This is a genomic window from Streptomyces sp. NPDC007901 (assembly GCF_042959465.1).
Taxonomy (GTDB): Bacteria; Actinomycetota; Actinomycetes; order Streptomycetales; family Streptomycetaceae; genus Streptomyces.
Window position 1 is genome coordinate 145317 of the sequence record NZ_JBIBKW010000007.1, and the last position, 15452, is coordinate 160768.

The following is a 15452-nucleotide window of genomic DNA, read 5'->3' on the forward strand; positions in this document are numbered from 1 at the left end:
GGAGCAGAACAGAAGCTCCTTCGGCGTACATCCCGGCACACCCCCACACCGTCGGCCGGGGCCGCAGCCGACGGTGCGGCCCCGGGCCTGGTCAGCGCACCGGCAGCGACCGGGTGTGCTCGATGCGGACGGCGGCCAGGTCGCGCGGGTTCAGGCCGAGCAGCCGCAGCATCGTCGGCGCGATCTGCGTGGTGCGCACCGGGGCGTTGACGCGCACGTCGTGCGGGGTGCCGGCGCCGTAGACGACGAGCGGCACGTCGAGGTCGTCGGCGGCTGCTCCGCCGTGCTCCGCGATCTTGCCCTTGCCGCCGGTGTAGACCACGCCGTACTGGCTGATGCCGAACACGTCGGGCACGCGCGAGTCACCGGGCCGCGCGTGGAAGTACCGGGCGGCCTCCGCACCGGCGTACACGGTCTTCAGGCCGCTCGCCGTGAACGTCTTGGCGGCTCCGTCGATGCCGTTGCCGGTGCCGGATCGGGCGAGCAGGTAGACCTTGGCGAACTCGGCGGCGGCCTGGGAACGGTCGCTGAGCCACAGCAGCATGGCGTCGTCGTCCACGGCGTGGGCGACCAGGTCACCGGCACCGGGGTGGGCGGCCTTCCAGGCGGCGTTCAGCCCGTCGAGCAGCGGCCCGTCGTCGATGCGGGTCAGTGCCTTCGGGTCGGTGGGCGACTGGCCGTGCTTGGAGGACAGGATGACGGTCGTGCTGCCGTCGAGGCCCCGCTTGTGGATCTCGTCGAGGAACGCCCCGACCTCCTGGTCGACGAAGTCGAGGTTCTTCGCGAGCAGCGGGCCGGGGGTGCCGGGCGTGGTGTAACCGCCCGTCAGGCCGTCGGAGACCGGCAGCTTCTGGGCGGTGGACACGGACTGGAAGTTCATCCCGAAGACCGCCGGGACGCCGGTCCTGCGGGCGCCGCTGTGGTCGTGTCCGTCGATCTCGTTGAGGACCGCCTTCACCTTGTACGCGTCGTACTGCTCGGTGGCCGCGTTGTCCTTCGTCCAGTCCTGGCCGGCCGGGTAGCCGATGGCCTGGCTGTTGATCTCGGGGGCGAACAGGTCCTGGATGCCGTCGCCGGACGGCCCGTCGAGGATTTCGTAGGCGACGTGCTTGTCCGACCACGCGGTGCGCAGCCCCGCCTTGCGGGCGACGTCGAAGACCGTGTTCACCTTGAGGTAGGAGTGCGGGTAGACCGGCTTGCAGGTCTTCGGGTCGACGGGCAGCTTCGCCGGGTCGATGAGGCCGGCGGCGTCACCGGTCATGTTCAGGATGCTGCCGGGCAGGCCGGACAGGCCCTGGCCCGCGTCGATGGAGTTCTGGTCCTTGTCGAGGTCCTCGGTGAGGTCGACCTCGGCGCCCGGCCTGACGCCCGCGCAGTCGGTGGTACCGGCCGGGAGCAGGGCGTTGCTGTAGGTGTCGTCGTAGTAGACGCCCGTGACACCCGGGTCCCCGCCGGTCAGCTGTCCCACCATGCCGGGGAAGGAGTCGGAGGGGACGGTGGTTCTGGCGTGGGTGTACTCCACGCCCCCGCCGGCCAGCCGGGCGAGCGCGGAACGCGGGTGCCGGGCCACGTACCAGGCCAGGTCGGACTGGTGCAGGCCGTCGACCGACAGCAGCAGGACGTGCCGGGAGCGGGACGTGGGGGAGGCCGAGGCGGGACCTGCTGTCGCGGCGGTCAGACCGCCGACGGCGGCAAGCGCGGCGGCGGCAGCCGCGACAGGACGGAGGGGGTGTCGGAACACGGTGGTTCTCCTCGAAACTGTGCGGAGCTTGTGACCCTGGCGGGTGACGCACCGACATTCGAGAAGGAGAACGTGTACGGAACCGGACCTGCGTGCCCGATTCTGTCAAAGAACGTCATGTCGGCGCGCAAAGCCCACCGCGCGGGACCACGAAGTCCGACGACCTGTAACTCACCTCGGGAACAGAGGAACCATGTCCGACCGCAGATTCCGGATCACCACCGCCTTCCAGCGGCACGTCGCCAACCCGCTGACCCGGCTCATGCCCTTCCAGACGCTGCTGGAGACCACCGGGCGGGTCTCCGGGCAGCCGCGGCGGACGCCGTTGGGCGGGAAGCGGGTCGGGGACAGTTTCTGGCTGGTGTCGGAGTTCGGGACGAAGTCGCAGTACGTGCGGAACATCCAGGCCGACCCGCGGGTGCGGGTGCGGATCGGCGGGCGGTGGCACCACGGCACCGCCCACCTGCTGCCCGACGACGACCCGGTCGCCCGGCTGCGCACCCTGCCCAAGGGCAACAGCGCCGCGGTGAAGGCGCTGGGCACGCAGCTCCTGACGATCCGGGTCGATCTCACCGACTAGTTCAGCTGGCGGCCTTGTAGAACGCGTACGTCGCCGAGTAAGGAACCGACACCTGGTCCGTGCCGGTGCACGCCGCCGCCGGGGCCACGCCGCCCTCGGTGTCGAGGCGCTGGACGTAGGTGACGCCCTCGAAGGTGCCGGCGCCGCGGGTGGCCGTGGCCTTCAGGAGCAGCTCGGGTACGGCGCCGCCCTTCGCGGAGGTGGCGACCGCGGAGGCGTTGACGGCGCTGCCGTCGACCGTGGAGACCCAGACCGGGCCACGGGAGTGCAGGGCGACCGGGCGGTGGGCGCGGTCCCGCTTGTCGGAGAGGGTGGCGGCGGGCTCCAGGAGCTTCCAGGCACCGTCGGTGCAGGTGTACGTCTGCACGCCGTGCGCGGAGTAGACGCCGGTCAGCTTGTTGCCGTCGGGCACGGCGAGCGCGGCGGGGGCGTGGACGGCCGGGAGGCGGGTGGGCTGCGCGGAGTAGGCCTGGACGGCGGTCGTACCCAGCAGGGTGGCGGCGGCCGCGGCGGCGACGGCCGTGGTGGTCAGAGCGATTCTCTTGGCGAGCTTCATGGAGTGGGCTCCAAGGATGTCGTGCGTGTTCCGGGAAGGGAGAGCGGCCGGACATCGACGATCCGGAAACCGGCCGTCCCCCTTGTCGTGTCCGGACGCTACGGATCCGCCGCCCCTTCCGGAGCCGGTTTCACGATCTCTGCCCGCCCGGGTCACCTCACTGATCCCCAAAGGGCAAGCAGAAGGCCCCGGTTGCCCCCTCACCCCGGCCAGACGATCGCCTGCACCTCGCTGTAGGCGTGCAGCGCGTACGAGCCCACGTCCCGGCCGACCCCGCTCTTCTTGAAGCCACCGAAGGGTGCCTCCATGTTGCGGCCCACCGTGTTGATGCCGACCCCGCCCGCCCGCAGCCGCCGCGCCACCCGGAAGGCCCGGGCCACGTCACCGGACCAGACGTAGTCGATGAGGCCGTAGTCGGAGTCGTTGGCGAGGGCGATGCCCTCCTCCTCGTCGTCGAAGGGGACGACGGAGACGACCGGGCCGAAGATCTCCTCCCGGGCCGCGCGCATGTCGTTCGTGCAGTCGGCGAGGACGGTGGGGGGTACGTAGAACCCCCGTTCCAGCGGCGGGCGTTCGCCGCCGGCCACCACCGTCGCGCCCTCCTTCCTGCCGAGTTCGACGTACGACTCGACGCGCGCCCGGTGCTCGGCGGTGATCAACGGCCCGACCACCGTGTCCGGCGCGGCCGGGTCGCCCACCCTCAACCGCCCCGCGTACGCGACCAGTCCGTCCACCAGCCGGTCGTACAGCCCGCGCTGCACCAGCACCCGCGTCGGCGCCGTGCAGATCTGCCCGCTGTAGAAGGAGAAGGTGGTGCCGATCCCGGCCACCGCCGACCCGACGTCCGCGTCCTCGAAGACGACCGCCGCGCCCTTGCCGCCCAGCTCCATCAACTGGCGTTTCATGTCCCGCCCGCACACCTCGGCGATGCGCTGCCCGACGGCCGTGGACCCGGTGAAGCTCACCATGTCGACGTCGGCCGAGGCCACGGCGGCCTCGCCGACCCCGGTCGACCGGCCGGAGACGACGTTCACCACACCCGGCGGGGCGCCCGCCGCCGCCAGCGCCTCCGCCATCCGGTACACGGACAGCGGATCCTGCGGGGCGGGCTTCACGACCACCGTGTTGCCCATCGCCAGCGCCGGCGCGACCTTGCCCGCCGGGTTGGCCCACGGGTTGTTGTACGACGTGATGCAGCTGACGACCCCGACCGGCTGGCGTACCGCCAGCGCGCCCATCACACCGGCCTTGCCCGCCCCCACTGCCCGAAAGGCGTGGGAGGTGCCCCCAGGCCCGGCCTCGTTGATCTGCGGCGGGATCGCCCACTCGGCCGGTTCGACGGTGGCGTACCGGCGGAACCGGGCCGCCGCCACCCCCACCTGCATCGCCCGGGCGGTGGCCGTGGTCGCGCCCGTCTCGGCGCGGGAGAGGTCCGCGTACTCGGCCAGCCGCCCGCGGATGATGTCGGCGGCCCGCCCGAGGACCGCCGCCCGCTCCCCCGCCGGCGTCCGCGACCACGCCCCGAACGCCTCCCGGGCGGCGGCGCAGGCGGCCAGCACCTGGCCTTCGGAGGCCTCCGGAGCCCAGCCGACGGTCTCCTCGGTCGCCGGGTCGACGACCGCGTAGTGCCCGCCGTCGGGCTCCGTCCACCGCCCGCCGACGAACAGTCGCTGCCCGTCCGCCACGTCACTCACCGGGTGCTCACCGTCCTGGTGTCCCGCCCGGAGCGCAGCACCCTGCCCGGTACGGCCCCGCTCACCACGTCGTCCCGGATGGCCTCGACGCCGTTGACCCAGACCGCCCGCACCCCGATCGCCTTCGCGTCCAGCCGGGGACTGTCTCCCGGCAGGTCGTGCACCAGGGTGGCCTGGCCGGCGGCGATCCGCTCCGGGTCGAAGAGCACGAGGTCCGCATGCCAGCCCTCCGCGATCCGCCCCCGCTCGCGCAGCCCGAAGAGCCGGGCGGGATCGTCGGTCAGCATCTTCACGGCCTGCTCGAGGCCGAGCAGCTTGCGGCCGCGCAGACAGTCCCCGAGGAACCGGGTGGTGTACGGCGCCCCGCACATCCGGTCCAGATGGGCGCCCGCGTCCGACCCGCCGAGCATGACGTCCTCGTGCTGCCAGGTCTCGGCGCGCAGCGCCCAGGAGGCGGGGTCGTTGTCCGTGGGCATGGGCCACAGGACGGTACGGAGTTCGTCGGCGGCGCAGATCTCGACCAGGCAGTGGAAGGGGTCCTGGCCGCGCTCCTGTGCTATGTCACGCACCACCCGCCCCGACAGCCCGGCGTTCGCCTCGCTGTACGTGTCCCCGATGACGTACCGCCCGAAGTTCGCCAGCCGCCGGAACACCCCGGCCTCCTTGGACTGGGCGCGCGCCAGCATCTCCGCCCGTACGTCCGGGTCGCGCAGCTTCTCGATCCGCGCCGGGACCGGCAGCCCGAGTATGGGCCCCCACCCGGGGATGAGGTTCAGCGCGCAGAAGGTCCCGAGCGACATGTTCATGGGCGTGAGGATCGGCATGGTCAGCGCCACGACCCTGCCGCCCGCCTTCCGTGCCCGCTCGCTCGCCTGGAGCTGCCGCGGCACCCGCTCCGGCACGGCCGCGTCCACGGTCAGCACGTTCCAGTTCAGGGGCCGCCCGGCCACCGCGCTCATCTCGGCGAACAGTTCGATCTCGGCGTCGCTGAACTGGTCGAGGCAGCCGGCGACGATCGCCTCGATCTGCGTCCCCTCGTGCTCGCCGACGGCCTTCGACAGGGCCAGCAGCTCGGCGGGGAGCGCGTGCCGCGAGGCGACCGGCTGCCCGTCGCCGTCGGAGTGGGTGCTGGACTGGGTGGTGGAGAAGCCCCACGCCCCCGCGTCCATGGCCTCGTGCAGCAGCCGGACGATCTCGGCGAGCTGCTCCTCACTCGGCTGCCCACCCACCGCGTCCGCCCCCATCACGTACCGGCGCAGCGCACAGTGCCCCACCATGAACCCGGCGTTGACGGCGATCCGCCCTTCGAGCGCGTCCAGGTACTCCCCGAAGGAGTTCCAGCTCCAGGGCGCCCCCTCCTCCAGGGCGACCAGGGACATGCCCTCGACCTTGGACATCATGCGGCGGGTGTAGTCCGCGTCGCCCGGCCGGGCGGGGTTCAACGGGGCGAGCGTGAACCCGCAGTTCCCCCCGGCGACCGTCGTCACCCCGTGATTGAGCGAGGGCGTCGCGTACGGGTCCCAGAAGAGCTGCGCGTCGTAGTGCGTGTGCGGATCGACGAACCCGGGAGCGAGGACGAGCCCCGTGGCGTCCTCGCTGGTCCGGGATTCCTCGGTGACGGCGCCGATGACGGCGATCCGGCCGTCGCGAATGCCGACGTCGGCGGTGAAGGCGGGCGCGCCGGTACCGTCGACGACCTTCGCCCCTTTGATGACGTGATCGAGCATGAACCTTGCCTCCTCAGCATGCGCCGCGGTGACCGACCTGTCTTTTAGGGGCGCGGGGCTGTATCGATTTGCGGCTCCGCCGCGTGGGCGCGACCAGCCACAACGCACCCGCACCCCGCAACGGCGATTACGCGGCACCCCGGAACCGCGTCGTCCGATGCACCGGATCCGTATCGATCTTCGGAATCACGTGCTCCCCGATCAACCGAATCGTCTGCAACGTCTCCTCCTTCGGCACCCCCACCGGCAGCCCGAAGCTCAACTGGTCGGCCCCCGCCTGCTCCCACCGCTTGCACTGCCGCAGCACCTCGTCCGGGTCGCCGCAGATCAGCAGTTCCTCCTCGACCAGCAGCTCCACGAACTCCGGCGTGTACTCGGGCAGCGTCTCCGGCCAGACCGGGAACCCCTCGGGCCGCGGGAACGTGTCGTGGTACCGGAAGACCAGCGAGGGCAGATAGTGCAGCCCGCCGCTCGCCGCGATCCGGATCGCCTCGTCGTGCGTCGGCGCGCAGATCGCGGTGGTGGTCACCATGACGTTGTCGTTGACGAAGTCCCCCACCGGCTCCGCGTTCACGATCGCCGTCTTGTACTGCTCGAGGACCCACTCCATGTCGGAGACCTTCTGGATGCTGAACCCGAGCACCCCCAGCCCCTTCTTCGCCGCCATGGCGTACGACGGCGGCGACCCGGCCGCGTACCACATCGCCGGGTGCGACTTGCCGTACGGCTTCGGCAGCACCTTCCGCGGCGGCAGCTGCCAGTGCTTGCCCTGGAAGCCGACGTACTCGTCCTGGAGCCACATCTTGGGGAACTCGGCGATCGTCTCCTCCCAGATCTCCTTGGTGTAGTTCATGTCGGTCACCCCGGGGATGAACCCGAGGATCTCGTGCGAGCCGGCGCCGCGTCCGCTGCCGAACTCGAAGCGGTTGCCGGTGAGGTGGTCGAGCATGGCGACCTTCTCGGCCACCTTCACGGGGTGGTTGACCTGGGCCAGCGGGTTGAAGATCCCGGAGCCCAGGTGGATCCGCTCCGTCGCGTGGGCCAGGTAGCCCAGGTAGACGTCGTTGGCCGACAGGTGCGAGTACTCGTCGAGGAAGTGGTGCTCGGAGGCCCAGGCGTACTTGAAGCCGGACTGGTCCGCCTGGATGACGTACTCGGTCTCCTCCATCAGTGCCTTGTGCTCGGCCAGCGGGTCGGTCTCGGCTCGCTTGCCCACGTATCCCTGTACAAAGAGCCCGAATTCCAAGGCGGTTCACCGTCCCAAGTCCAGGTGGTCCCTATGAGCCCTGCTGAGTCCTACGACTTTCTGACGTAGCGTCAGAAAGGTCAATAGCTGACGAGCCGTCAGATGACACTGACCCCCGCCAGCCACCCCCCGTCGATCACGAACGGCTGCCCGGTGATGTACGACGAGTCGTCCGAGGTCAGGAAGAGCGCCAGCCGGGCCACCTCCTCCGCCCGCCCGATCCGGCCCAGCGGCACGAGCTTGCGGTACAGCTCGTCCAGGGCCCGGCTCATCTCCTCCGGGTCGACGGTGGGGTCGAGCCGCGCCGGGTTGGACATCGCGGTGTCGATGGCGCCCGGGCAGATCGCGTTGACGCGTATCCCCCGGTCGGCCAGCTCCAGCGCGGCGACCCGGGTGAGCCCGAGCACCGCGTGTTTGGTGGCGGCGTAGGTCCCCACGGCCGCCATCCCGGTCAGGGCCGTGTAGGAGGCCGTGTTCACGATGGTCCCGCCGTCGGCCAGCTCCGGCGCGGCCGTCTTCATCCCCAGGAAACAGCCGACCTGGTTGACCTGCACGACCTGCATGAACTCGTCGAGGGGAGTGTCCACGAGCGCGTTGAACCGCAGGATGCCCGCGTTGTTCACCAGCCCGTCGAGCCGCCCGTACGCCTCCTTCGCGGCGGCGACGGCGGCCCGCCACTCCTCCTCCACGCCCACGTCCAGGTGGACGTACTTCGCCCCGATCTCCTTGGCGAGCGCCTCGCCCTGGTCGTCCAGCACGTCCGCCACGACCACCCGCGCGCCCTCCGCCACGAAGAGCCGCGCCTCCTGCTCACCCTGTCCGCGCGCCGCCCCGGTGACGATGACGACGCGCCCGTCCAGCTTGCCCATGCCGCTCCTCAGGTCAGACGGGGCGCGACCTCCGCCCCGAACGCGTGGATCTGGTCGATGAGTTCGGCCCGGCTCCGGCTGCGGAACCGCACCTGGATCTGGTGCACGCCCATCGCGCCGTAGGCGCGCAGCGACTCGGCGAGGGCGTCCGGGGCTCCGCTGAGCGTGCGGCGGCCCACCTCCCACTCCGGTGTGCCGACGTACAGCGGCTCGGTGATGGCGCCGACGGTCATCGGCGCGTCGACGCCCGCCTCCTCCCGCATCCGCAACAGCCGTTCGATCTGGGCCGGGAGCCGGTCGCGCGGATCGCCCTGCGGCAGCCAGCCGTCGCCCTTCAGCGCGGCCCGGCGTACGGCGGCGGGCGAGGACCCGCCGACCCACACCGGCACCCGCTCCTGGGCCGGCCGGGGCCGCTGCCCGAGCCCCTCGAAGTCGTAGAACTTCCCATGATGGGAAGGGAACTCGTCCGCCCCCAGGGCCGCCCGCAGCGCGTCGATCGCCTCGTCGAGCAGCGGCCCGCGCTGCCGGAAGTCCACCCCCAGCACCTCGAACTCCTCCGCCACATGCCCGGCGCCGACGCCCAGGATCAGGCGGCCGCCGGAGAGGTGGTCGAGGGTCGCGTACTGCTTGGCGGTCAGGAGGGGGTGGCGCAGCCCGACGACGGCGACATGGCTGAGCAGCCGGACCCGCTCGGTCACGGCGGCCAGGTGGGCGAGGGTGGCGACCGGGTCGTACCAGACCGTGCTCATGGCGGGGGCGAGCCGGTGCGGGATCGCCACGTGGTCGCAGACGGCGAGGTAGGCGAAGCCGGCCCGGTCCACGGCGCGGGCGATCTCGACGAGGTCCGCGGCGCCCGCCCCGTCCTCCCAGCCCTCGGCGTAGATCGTGGACTGGGACTGGACGGGGAGCTGGATGCCGTAGGCGAGGCTCACCGCGGACCGCCCCAGAGGCCGTCCTCCGTCAGCCCCAGCAGCTCGATCGCGTTCCCGCGGACGATCCGGTCCACCACGTCCGGGGCCAGGTGGCCCATCTGGGACTCGCCGACCTCACGGGACTTCGGCCAGGTGGAGTCGGAGTGCGGGTAGTCGGTCTCGTAGAGGACGTTGCCGAGGCCGATCGCGTCGAGGTTCTTCAGGCCGAAGGCGTCGTCGAAGAAGCAGCCGTAGACGTGCTCGGCGAAGAGTTCGGAGGGCGGGCGGTGCACCTTGTCGGCGACTCCGCCCCAGCCCCGGTTCTCCTCCCACACCACGTCGGCGCGTTCCAGGATGTAGGGGATCCAGCCGATCTGGCCCTCCGCGTACATCACCTTCAGGTTCGGGAAGCGTTCGAACTTGCCGCTCATCAGCCAGTCGACCATCGAGAAGCAGCAGTTGGCGAAGGTGATGGTGGAGCCGACGGCGGGTGGGGCGTCGGCGGAGGTGGAGGGCATCCGGCTGCTGGAGCCGATGTGCATGGCGACGACCGTGCCGGTCTCGTCGCAGGCGGCGAGGAAGGGGTCCCAGTCGTCGGTGTGGACGGAGGGCAGCCCCAGGTGCGGGGGTATCTCGGAGAAGGCGACGGCGCGCACCCCGCGGGCGGCGTTGCGGCGGACCTCGGCGGCGGCCAGCTCCGCGTCCCAGAGGGGGATGAGGATGAGGGGTATCAGGCGGCCCTGCGCGAGCGGGCCGCACCACTCCTCCACCATCCAGTCGTTGTAGGCCTGGACGCAGAGCAGGGCCAGTTCGCGGTCCTTGGCCTCGGTGAAGGTCTGCCCGCAGAAGCGCGGGAAGGTGGGGAAGCAGAGGGCGGACTGGACGTGGTTGACGTCCATGTCGGCGAGCCGCTGCGGCACGTCGAACGATCCGGGCCGCATCTGCTCGTACGTGATCACTTCGAGCTTGATCTCGTCCCTGCTGTAGCCCACGGCGGTGTCGAGGCGGGTGAGGGGGCGGTGCAGGTCCTCGTAGATCCACCAGTCGCCGATGGGGCCGTCCTCACCCGGCCTGCCCATGACGGGCTTGAAGCGGCCACCGAGGAAGCTCATCTCCCTCAGCGGGGCCCGGACGATGCGTGGCCCGGTGTCCAGGTACTTCTTCGGGAGCCGGGACTGCCAGACGTCCGGCGGCTCCACGGTGTGGTCGTCGACGGAGATGATCAGCGGAAAGGTGCCGTCCTGGGTGTCCATGGCGCTCACGGTAGCGCCGATCTGACGAACCGTCAGCTAGTGGGATGACGGTTCGTCAGCAGTCGCAGGCCGCGTGTCCGGCCAGCACGGCCAGTTCGTCGTCCTCCAGCCTGCGGGTGCGGCGGGCGGTGGGGTCGTAGGCGACACAGGTGCTCACACAAACGCGTTCTGCAACGTCCGGCTGCCCGCGCCGGTGGACCTGTCCGACCCCGCCGCCCGGCTGCGGGCCTGCGCCGGCCTGCTGACGACCGTCACCCGCCCCCCGGGCCGGGCGGAGAGACTCCTCGAAGCGGCCGTCACCGCCCTGCCCGGACCCGCCCAGACGCTGGCCCGCGGCCGTCTCTTCGCCCCGGCCTACGCACCCGCCGCCTGCACCTACGTCCACCTCCGCGAGACCGGCCGGACGCCGGCCGGACGTCCGCTGCGCCGGATCACCCTCGTCCCCATGGTGCCGCCCGACGACACGGTCACCTTCGCCCTCGGCGGCTGCGCCCGCGGCCACACCGTGAGCGTGTGCACCAACTCCGGTGCCGAGGACGCGGACCTGCTCGCGGAGTCCTTCCGGCACGAACTCGCCCTGCTCACGGAGGCCGTCGGCGTGTGAAGAGTGTGTGGACCACCGCGTGTCGCTCTGTGATCGGTGTCTCGCCAGGCTGACGGGACTCCGCCGAACAAGGCAGACTGACGGGGTGAATCGGGATGTCTAGGGGGACGGGCATGGACGGTGGACCGCGGGTACCGGAGCAGCGGCGCCCCCCCTCCTCCGCGGAGGCGGCGGCGCTGCGCTTCAGTGTGCTCGGTCCGGTGCGCGCCTGGCGCGGGGAGGAGCCGCTCAGCACCGGCTCCCCTCAGCAACGCGCGCTGCTCGCGGCCCTGTTGCTGCGCGAGGGCCGGACGGCGACCGCGGCCGAGCTGATCGACGCGCTGTGGGGCGCCGAGCCGCCGTCGCAGGCGCTGGCGGCGGTACGGACGTACGCCTCCCGGCTGCGGAAGGTGCTGGACCCCGGGGTCCTGGTCAGCGAGTCGGGCGGGTACGCGGTGCGGGGGCTCGGCGACGGCGCCCTGGACCTGGCGGCGGCGCAGGACCTGGCGGCGGAGGCGGAGAAGGCGAAGACCGGCGGGGACCTGTGCCACGCCCGGGACCTGCTGAACCGCGCGCTGTCCCTGTGGGACGGCGAACCCCTGGCCGGCGTCCCCGGCCCCTACGCCGACGCCCAGCGGGTCCGCCTGGACGAGTGGCGCCTCCAACTCCTGGAGTCCCGCCTGGACATGGACCTGGAGCAGGGCTGCCACGCGGAGGCGGTCTCCGAACTGACCGCCCTCACCGCCTCCCACCCGCTGCGCGAACGCCTCCGTGAACTCCTCATGCTCGCCCTGTACCGCAGCGGCCGGCAGGCGGAGGCCCTCGCGGTGTACGCCGACACCCGCCGGCTGCTCGCCGAGGAACTCGGCGTGGACCCGCGTCCGGGCCTGCGCGAACTGCAGCAGCGCATCCTCCAGGCCGACCCGGCCCTGGCGGAGCCCTCCTCCCCCGCGGCGGAACCCGCTCCCGTCCCGGTCCGCCCGGCCCAGCTCCCGGCGACGGTCCCCGACTTCACCGGGCGCTCCGCGTTCGTCACCGAGCTGAGCGAGGTGCTGGCCTCGGCGGAGGGCCGGGTGATGGCCGTGTCCGCGCTGGCGGGCATCGGCGGCGTCGGCAAGACGACCCTCGCGGTCCATGTGGCCCACCAGGCGCGGTCGGCGTTCCCGGACGGCCAGTTGTACGTCGACCTGCAGGGCGCCGGGGCGCGGTCGGCGGAGCCGGAGACGGTCCTCGGCTCCTTCCTGCGCGCGCTCGGCACGCCGGAGTCCGCCATCCCCGACTCGCTGCACGACCGGGCGGCCCTGTACCGCTCGGTCCTGGACGGCCGCCGGGTGCTCGTGCTGCTGGACAACGCGAAGGACGCGGCCCAGGTGCGCCCGCTGCTGCCGGGGACCGAGGGCTGCGCGGCCCTCGTGACCTCCCGGGTGCGGATGGTCGACCTGGCCGGGGCCCATCTGGTCGACCTGGACGTGATGTCCCCCGACGAGGCGTTGCAGCTCTTCACGAAGATCGTCGGCGCGGAGCGGGTGGCCTCGGAGCGCGAGGCGGCCCTCGATGTCGTCGCCGCCTGCGGCTTCCTCCCCCTCGCCATCCGCATCGCGGCGTCCCGCCTGGCGGCCCGCCGCACCTGGACGGTCTCCGTCCTCGCGGCGAAGCTCGCCGACGAACGCCGCCGCCTGGACGAACTCCAGGCCGGCGACCTCGCCGTGAAGGCCACCTTCGAACTCGGCTACGGCCAACTCGAACCCGCCCAGGCCCGCGCCTTCCGCCTCCTCGGCCTCGCCGACGGCCCCGACATCTCGCTGGCCGCGGCAGCGGCCGTACTCGACCTGCCGCCGGAGGCGACCGAGGACGTACTGGAGTCCCTGGTCGACACCTCACTCGTGGAATCAGCCGCTCCGGGCCGCTACCGCTTCCACGACCTGGTCCGGCTCTACGCGCGTGCGTGCGCGGAACGGGACGAACAGCCGCCGAGCGAGCGGGAAGCCGCCATGTCGCGGTTGCTGGACTTCTATCTGGCGACGGCGGCGGCGGTGTACGCGATCGAGCGGCCGGCGGAACGCGTTCTGGACCATCTGAGCCGGAGTGCCTACCCGGGCCTCTCCTTCACCGACCGGGACAAGGCGCTGGACTGGCTGTTCACCGAGGCGAGCGGGCTGCTGGCCGCCGTGCAGCAGGCCGGCGCGGCGAGCAGGCTGCGCCGGGCCGCCGACCTCCTCGTCGCGGCCGTCGACCTCGGCGAGTCAGGGATCAGCGCACGCCAGTACGCCCAGGCGGCCACCGCGGTGGTCACGGCGGCCCAGCGGCACGGCGACGCCTACGCCGAGGGCCGGGCCCGCCTCATGCACAGCCATCTGCTCGGCGTCTCGGGCCAGTTCACGGAGTCGGACCGGGAGGCGGGGGCCGCGTTGCGGCTCGGTCTCGCCGCCGGGGATCCCGTGGTCTGTGCGCAGGCACCCAACCAGCAGGGCATCATCGCCCTCTACAACGGGCGGCACGACGAGGCCGAGCAGCACCTCACGCAGGCCCTGGCCGCCTTCCGGGCGGACCGGAACCGGCCCGGTGAGGCCAGCGCCCTGTGCAACCTGTCCCGGGTGCACCTCGCGAGCGGCCGCACCGAGAGCGCCGTCTCCCTGGCCCGTCAGGGGGTGACCATCTACGAACGTGCCGACACCGGCGTGGCGCTGCGGCTCGCCAACGGCAAGTACGCACTGGGGCTCGCGCTGACCAGTGCGGGAGAGCCGCAGTCGGCGCTGGCGGCCCTGACCGACGCCCTGGCCAAGTTCCAGGACGCGCGGCAGCAGTTGTGGCACGGCATGACGCTCTTCCGGCTCGCCGAACTCCACCTGACCGACGACAGCCCCGCCCAGGCGGCGGCCTGCGCGGAGCAGGCGCTGGCCGTGCTGCACGGCATCGGCGGGGAGTGGCGGCGCGCCAACATCCTCACGGCCCTGGGCCGTGGCCTGCACGGCATCGGGCAGACCGACCGCGCCAAGGTCTGCTGGCAGGAGGCGCTGTCCGTCTTCGAGGAGACGGGGGCACCGGAGGCGGCGGACGTACGCGGGCTGCTGGCGTCCGCCCCCGTGGGCTAGGCCGCTTCGAGACCCGTACCTGCGTTCATCATTCGTTTATCGCCGCCCGGCACTCTCAGTGGTGCCGGACCGTCGCGTCGGGGGGCAGACGGCTCGGTGCGCCGGCCTCACCACTAGGGTGAACGGCCGTGCGATGCCCGCCCGGTGACACTCGGGGGAGTGACCGGGCGGGCATACCCCACTTCGTTCTGTCCTGTTCTCAAGGAGCACCTCATGGCCGACACCACCGGGACCGTCAAGCCCGACGACTTCCACGCCACGAGCGGGCCGGCCGACGCTGCCGCCGCTCTCGTCGTCGACCCGAAGCCGGACTTCGACCCGGCGGCCGCTCCGGCCGCCGCCACGAAGCCGGCCACGGACGCCACGACCACGCCGGTCACCGGCAAGGACGACGTCACCAGCAAGGACTTCCACGCCACGTCGGAGCCCCTGAACTCGCCCGACGACTTCCACGCCACGGACGAGAAGGCCTGACCAGACCACACCCGGACGGGGAACGGCCGCGGCGGCGCGGAGGGGGAGCCGCCGCGGCCGAGGTGTGTCCAGGGTGAGGGGGGCCGCCCCTCATACCTCCATGACACGCACGTCGTACTGCGGGATCCACTTGTCGCGCGTCACCAGGGTCATGCCCTCGATCTGGGCCTGGGCGACCAGTATCCGGTCGAAGGGATCCCGGTGATGCGCGGGCAGCCGCCCGGCACGCACTCCGTGGCCGGCCGTCACGGGCAGCCCGGTGAACTGGCTGTCGCGTACCCGCTCGGCCAGGTCCTCGGGACCGTCGAGCTTCCCGAGCGACTGCTTGATCGCGATCTCCCACGGGGTGACGGCGCTCACATAGACGGCGGGCTCGGTGTCGAGCAGGTCCTTGACCTCGCCGGACAGCTCCGGGGAGTCGTCCAGCCACCACAGCACCACGTGGGTGTCGAGCAGGAGCCGCATCACTGCATCCCGAAGGCGTCGGCGATGTCGTCCGGCAGCTCGTCGAAGTCCTCCGGGATGTGGATCCGCCCGCGGAGGGAGCCCCGGCCGGTCCGCCTCACCTTGGGCCGGAGCGGGACCACCTTGGCGACCGGTTCCCCGGCCTTGCTGATCACGACTTCCTCGCCCGTGGCGACCTGTTCCAGGATGCGGGAGAAGTGCGTCTTGGCCTCGTGCACGTTGTACTGGCGGACTGGATCCACGGCGGCCTCACACTCCGGT

The 15452-nt window shown here is 72.0% G+C and carries 14 protein-coding genes; 4 read left to right on the plus strand and 10 right to left on the minus strand.

Annotated elements, in window-relative coordinates; translation table 11 throughout:
- Positions 1 to 91: 91 nt before the first annotated feature.
- A complete protein-coding gene (locus ACFZDK_RS23540) occupies positions 92 to 1741 on the minus strand; it encodes an alkaline phosphatase family protein (protein ID WP_390975263.1) in 1650 nt (549 codons plus the stop codon).
- A 193-nt stretch (positions 1742 to 1934) separates the two neighbouring features.
- On the opposite strand from ACFZDK_RS23540, the gene ACFZDK_RS23545 reads away from it, so the two are divergent.
- Positions 1935 to 2321, plus strand: coding sequence for a nitroreductase/quinone reductase family protein (locus tag ACFZDK_RS23545; RefSeq protein ID WP_390975264.1), 387 nt, complete (start codon positions 1935 to 1937; stop codon positions 2319 to 2321).
- A gap of 1 nt (position 2322) precedes the next feature.
- Here ACFZDK_RS23545 and ACFZDK_RS23550 read toward each other — a convergent pair whose 3' ends face one another.
- From ACFZDK_RS23550 to ACFZDK_RS23580, 7 genes are all read right to left on the minus strand, one after another.
- The gene (locus tag ACFZDK_RS23550) at positions 2323 to 2877 is read right to left on the minus strand and encodes a DUF3455 domain-containing protein (RefSeq protein ID WP_390975266.1); all 555 of its coding nucleotides are present in this window, start codon (positions 2875 to 2877) and stop codon (positions 2323 to 2325) included.
- 200 nt (positions 2878 to 3077) lie between these two features.
- Positions 3078 to 4571, minus strand: a complete 1494-nt coding sequence (locus ACFZDK_RS23555) for an aldehyde dehydrogenase family protein (protein WP_390975268.1) — start codon at positions 4569 to 4571, stop codon at positions 3078 to 3080.
- Entirely contained in the window at positions 4568 to 6298 is a 1731-nt protein-coding gene (locus ACFZDK_RS23560; RefSeq protein ID WP_390975269.1) for an amidohydrolase family protein, read from the minus strand. Before ACFZDK_RS23560 ends, ACFZDK_RS23555 begins: the two co-directional genes overlap by 4 nt.
- Positions 6299 to 6425: 127 nt before the next feature.
- Positions 6426 to 7544 (minus strand): LLM class flavin-dependent oxidoreductase, encoded by a 1119-nt coding sequence (locus tag ACFZDK_RS23565; protein WP_351484111.1) that lies wholly within the window; start codon positions 7542 to 7544, stop codon positions 6426 to 6428.
- 98 nt (positions 7545 to 7642) lie between these two features.
- Positions 7643 to 8413 (minus strand): SDR family oxidoreductase, encoded by a 771-nt coding sequence (locus tag ACFZDK_RS23570; protein WP_390975271.1) that lies wholly within the window; start codon positions 8411 to 8413, stop codon positions 7643 to 7645.
- An 8-nt stretch (positions 8414 to 8421) separates the two neighbouring features.
- Positions 8422 to 9345, minus strand: a complete 924-nt coding sequence (locus ACFZDK_RS23575; RefSeq protein ID WP_390975272.1) for a TIGR03619 family F420-dependent LLM class oxidoreductase — start codon at positions 9343 to 9345, stop codon at positions 8422 to 8424.
- On the minus strand, positions 9342 to 10577 hold the full coding sequence (locus ACFZDK_RS23580) for an amidohydrolase family protein (RefSeq protein WP_390975274.1): 1236 nt from the start codon (positions 10575 to 10577) through the stop codon (positions 9342 to 9344). The genes ACFZDK_RS23575 and ACFZDK_RS23580 overlap by 4 nt, the downstream gene beginning before the upstream one ends.
- Before the next feature lie 193 nt (positions 10578 to 10770).
- Between ACFZDK_RS23580 and ACFZDK_RS23585 the strand changes: the two genes are divergently transcribed.
- From ACFZDK_RS23585 to ACFZDK_RS23595, 3 genes are all read left to right on the plus strand, one after another.
- Positions 10771 to 11181 carry a hypothetical protein gene (locus tag ACFZDK_RS23585; RefSeq protein WP_390975276.1) on the plus strand — a complete coding sequence of 137 codons (411 nt, stop codon included), beginning with the start codon at positions 10771 to 10773 and terminating at the stop codon, positions 11179 to 11181.
- 113 nt (positions 11182 to 11294) lie between these two features.
- Positions 11295 to 14252: a BTAD domain-containing putative transcriptional regulator gene (locus ACFZDK_RS23590; protein ID WP_390975277.1), complete on the plus strand. Its 2958-nt coding sequence runs from the start codon at positions 11295 to 11297 to the stop codon at positions 14250 to 14252.
- A gap of 213 nt (positions 14253 to 14465) precedes the next feature.
- Complete coding sequence (locus ACFZDK_RS23595; protein ID WP_390975279.1) at positions 14466 to 14726, plus strand: hypothetical protein; 261 nt, start codon at positions 14466 to 14468, stop codon at positions 14724 to 14726.
- Between the two features lie 90 nt (positions 14727 to 14816).
- Here the strand turns inward: ACFZDK_RS23595 and ACFZDK_RS23600 are convergent, their stop codons facing one another.
- Both ACFZDK_RS23600 and ACFZDK_RS23605 read right to left on the minus strand, forming a co-directional pair.
- Positions 14817 to 15191 carry a PIN domain-containing protein gene (locus tag ACFZDK_RS23600; protein WP_390975281.1) on the minus strand — a complete coding sequence of 125 codons (375 nt, stop codon included), beginning with the start codon at positions 15189 to 15191 and terminating at the stop codon, positions 14817 to 14819.
- Positions 15191 to 15433, minus strand: a complete 243-nt coding sequence (locus ACFZDK_RS23605) for a type II toxin-antitoxin system prevent-host-death family antitoxin (protein WP_390975283.1) — start codon at positions 15431 to 15433, stop codon at positions 15191 to 15193. Before ACFZDK_RS23605 ends, ACFZDK_RS23600 begins: the two co-directional genes overlap by 1 nt.
- Between the last annotated feature and the right edge of the window lie 19 nt (positions 15434 to 15452).

Coding starts and splice junctions, on each gene's coding strand:
- ACFZDK_RS23545 (WP_390975264.1), top strand. CDS start 1,935: ATGTCCGACCGCAGATTCCGGATCACCACCGCCTTCCAGCGGCACGTC.
- ACFZDK_RS23550 (WP_390975266.1), bottom strand. CDS start 2,877: ATGAAGCTCGCCAAGAGAATCGCTCTGACCACCACGGCCGTCGCCGCC.
- ACFZDK_RS23560 (WP_390975269.1), bottom strand. CDS start 6,298: ATGCTCGATCACGTCATCAAAGGGGCGAAGGTCGTCGACGGTACCGGC.
- ACFZDK_RS23570 (WP_390975271.1), bottom strand. CDS start 8,413: ATGGGCAAGCTGGACGGGCGCGTCGTCATCGTCACCGGGGCGGCGCGC.
- ACFZDK_RS23580 (WP_390975274.1), bottom strand. CDS start 10,577: ATGGACACCCAGGACGGCACCTTTCCGCTGATCATCTCCGTCGACGAC.
- ACFZDK_RS23590 (WP_390975277.1), top strand. CDS start 11,295: ATGGACGGTGGACCGCGGGTACCGGAGCAGCGGCGCCCCCCCTCCTCC.
- ACFZDK_RS23595 (WP_390975279.1), top strand. CDS start 14,466: ATGGCCGACACCACCGGGACCGTCAAGCCCGACGACTTCCACGCCACG.
- ACFZDK_RS23600 (WP_390975281.1), bottom strand. CDS start 15,191: ATGCGGCTCCTGCTCGACACCCACGTGGTGCTGTGGTGGCTGGACGAC.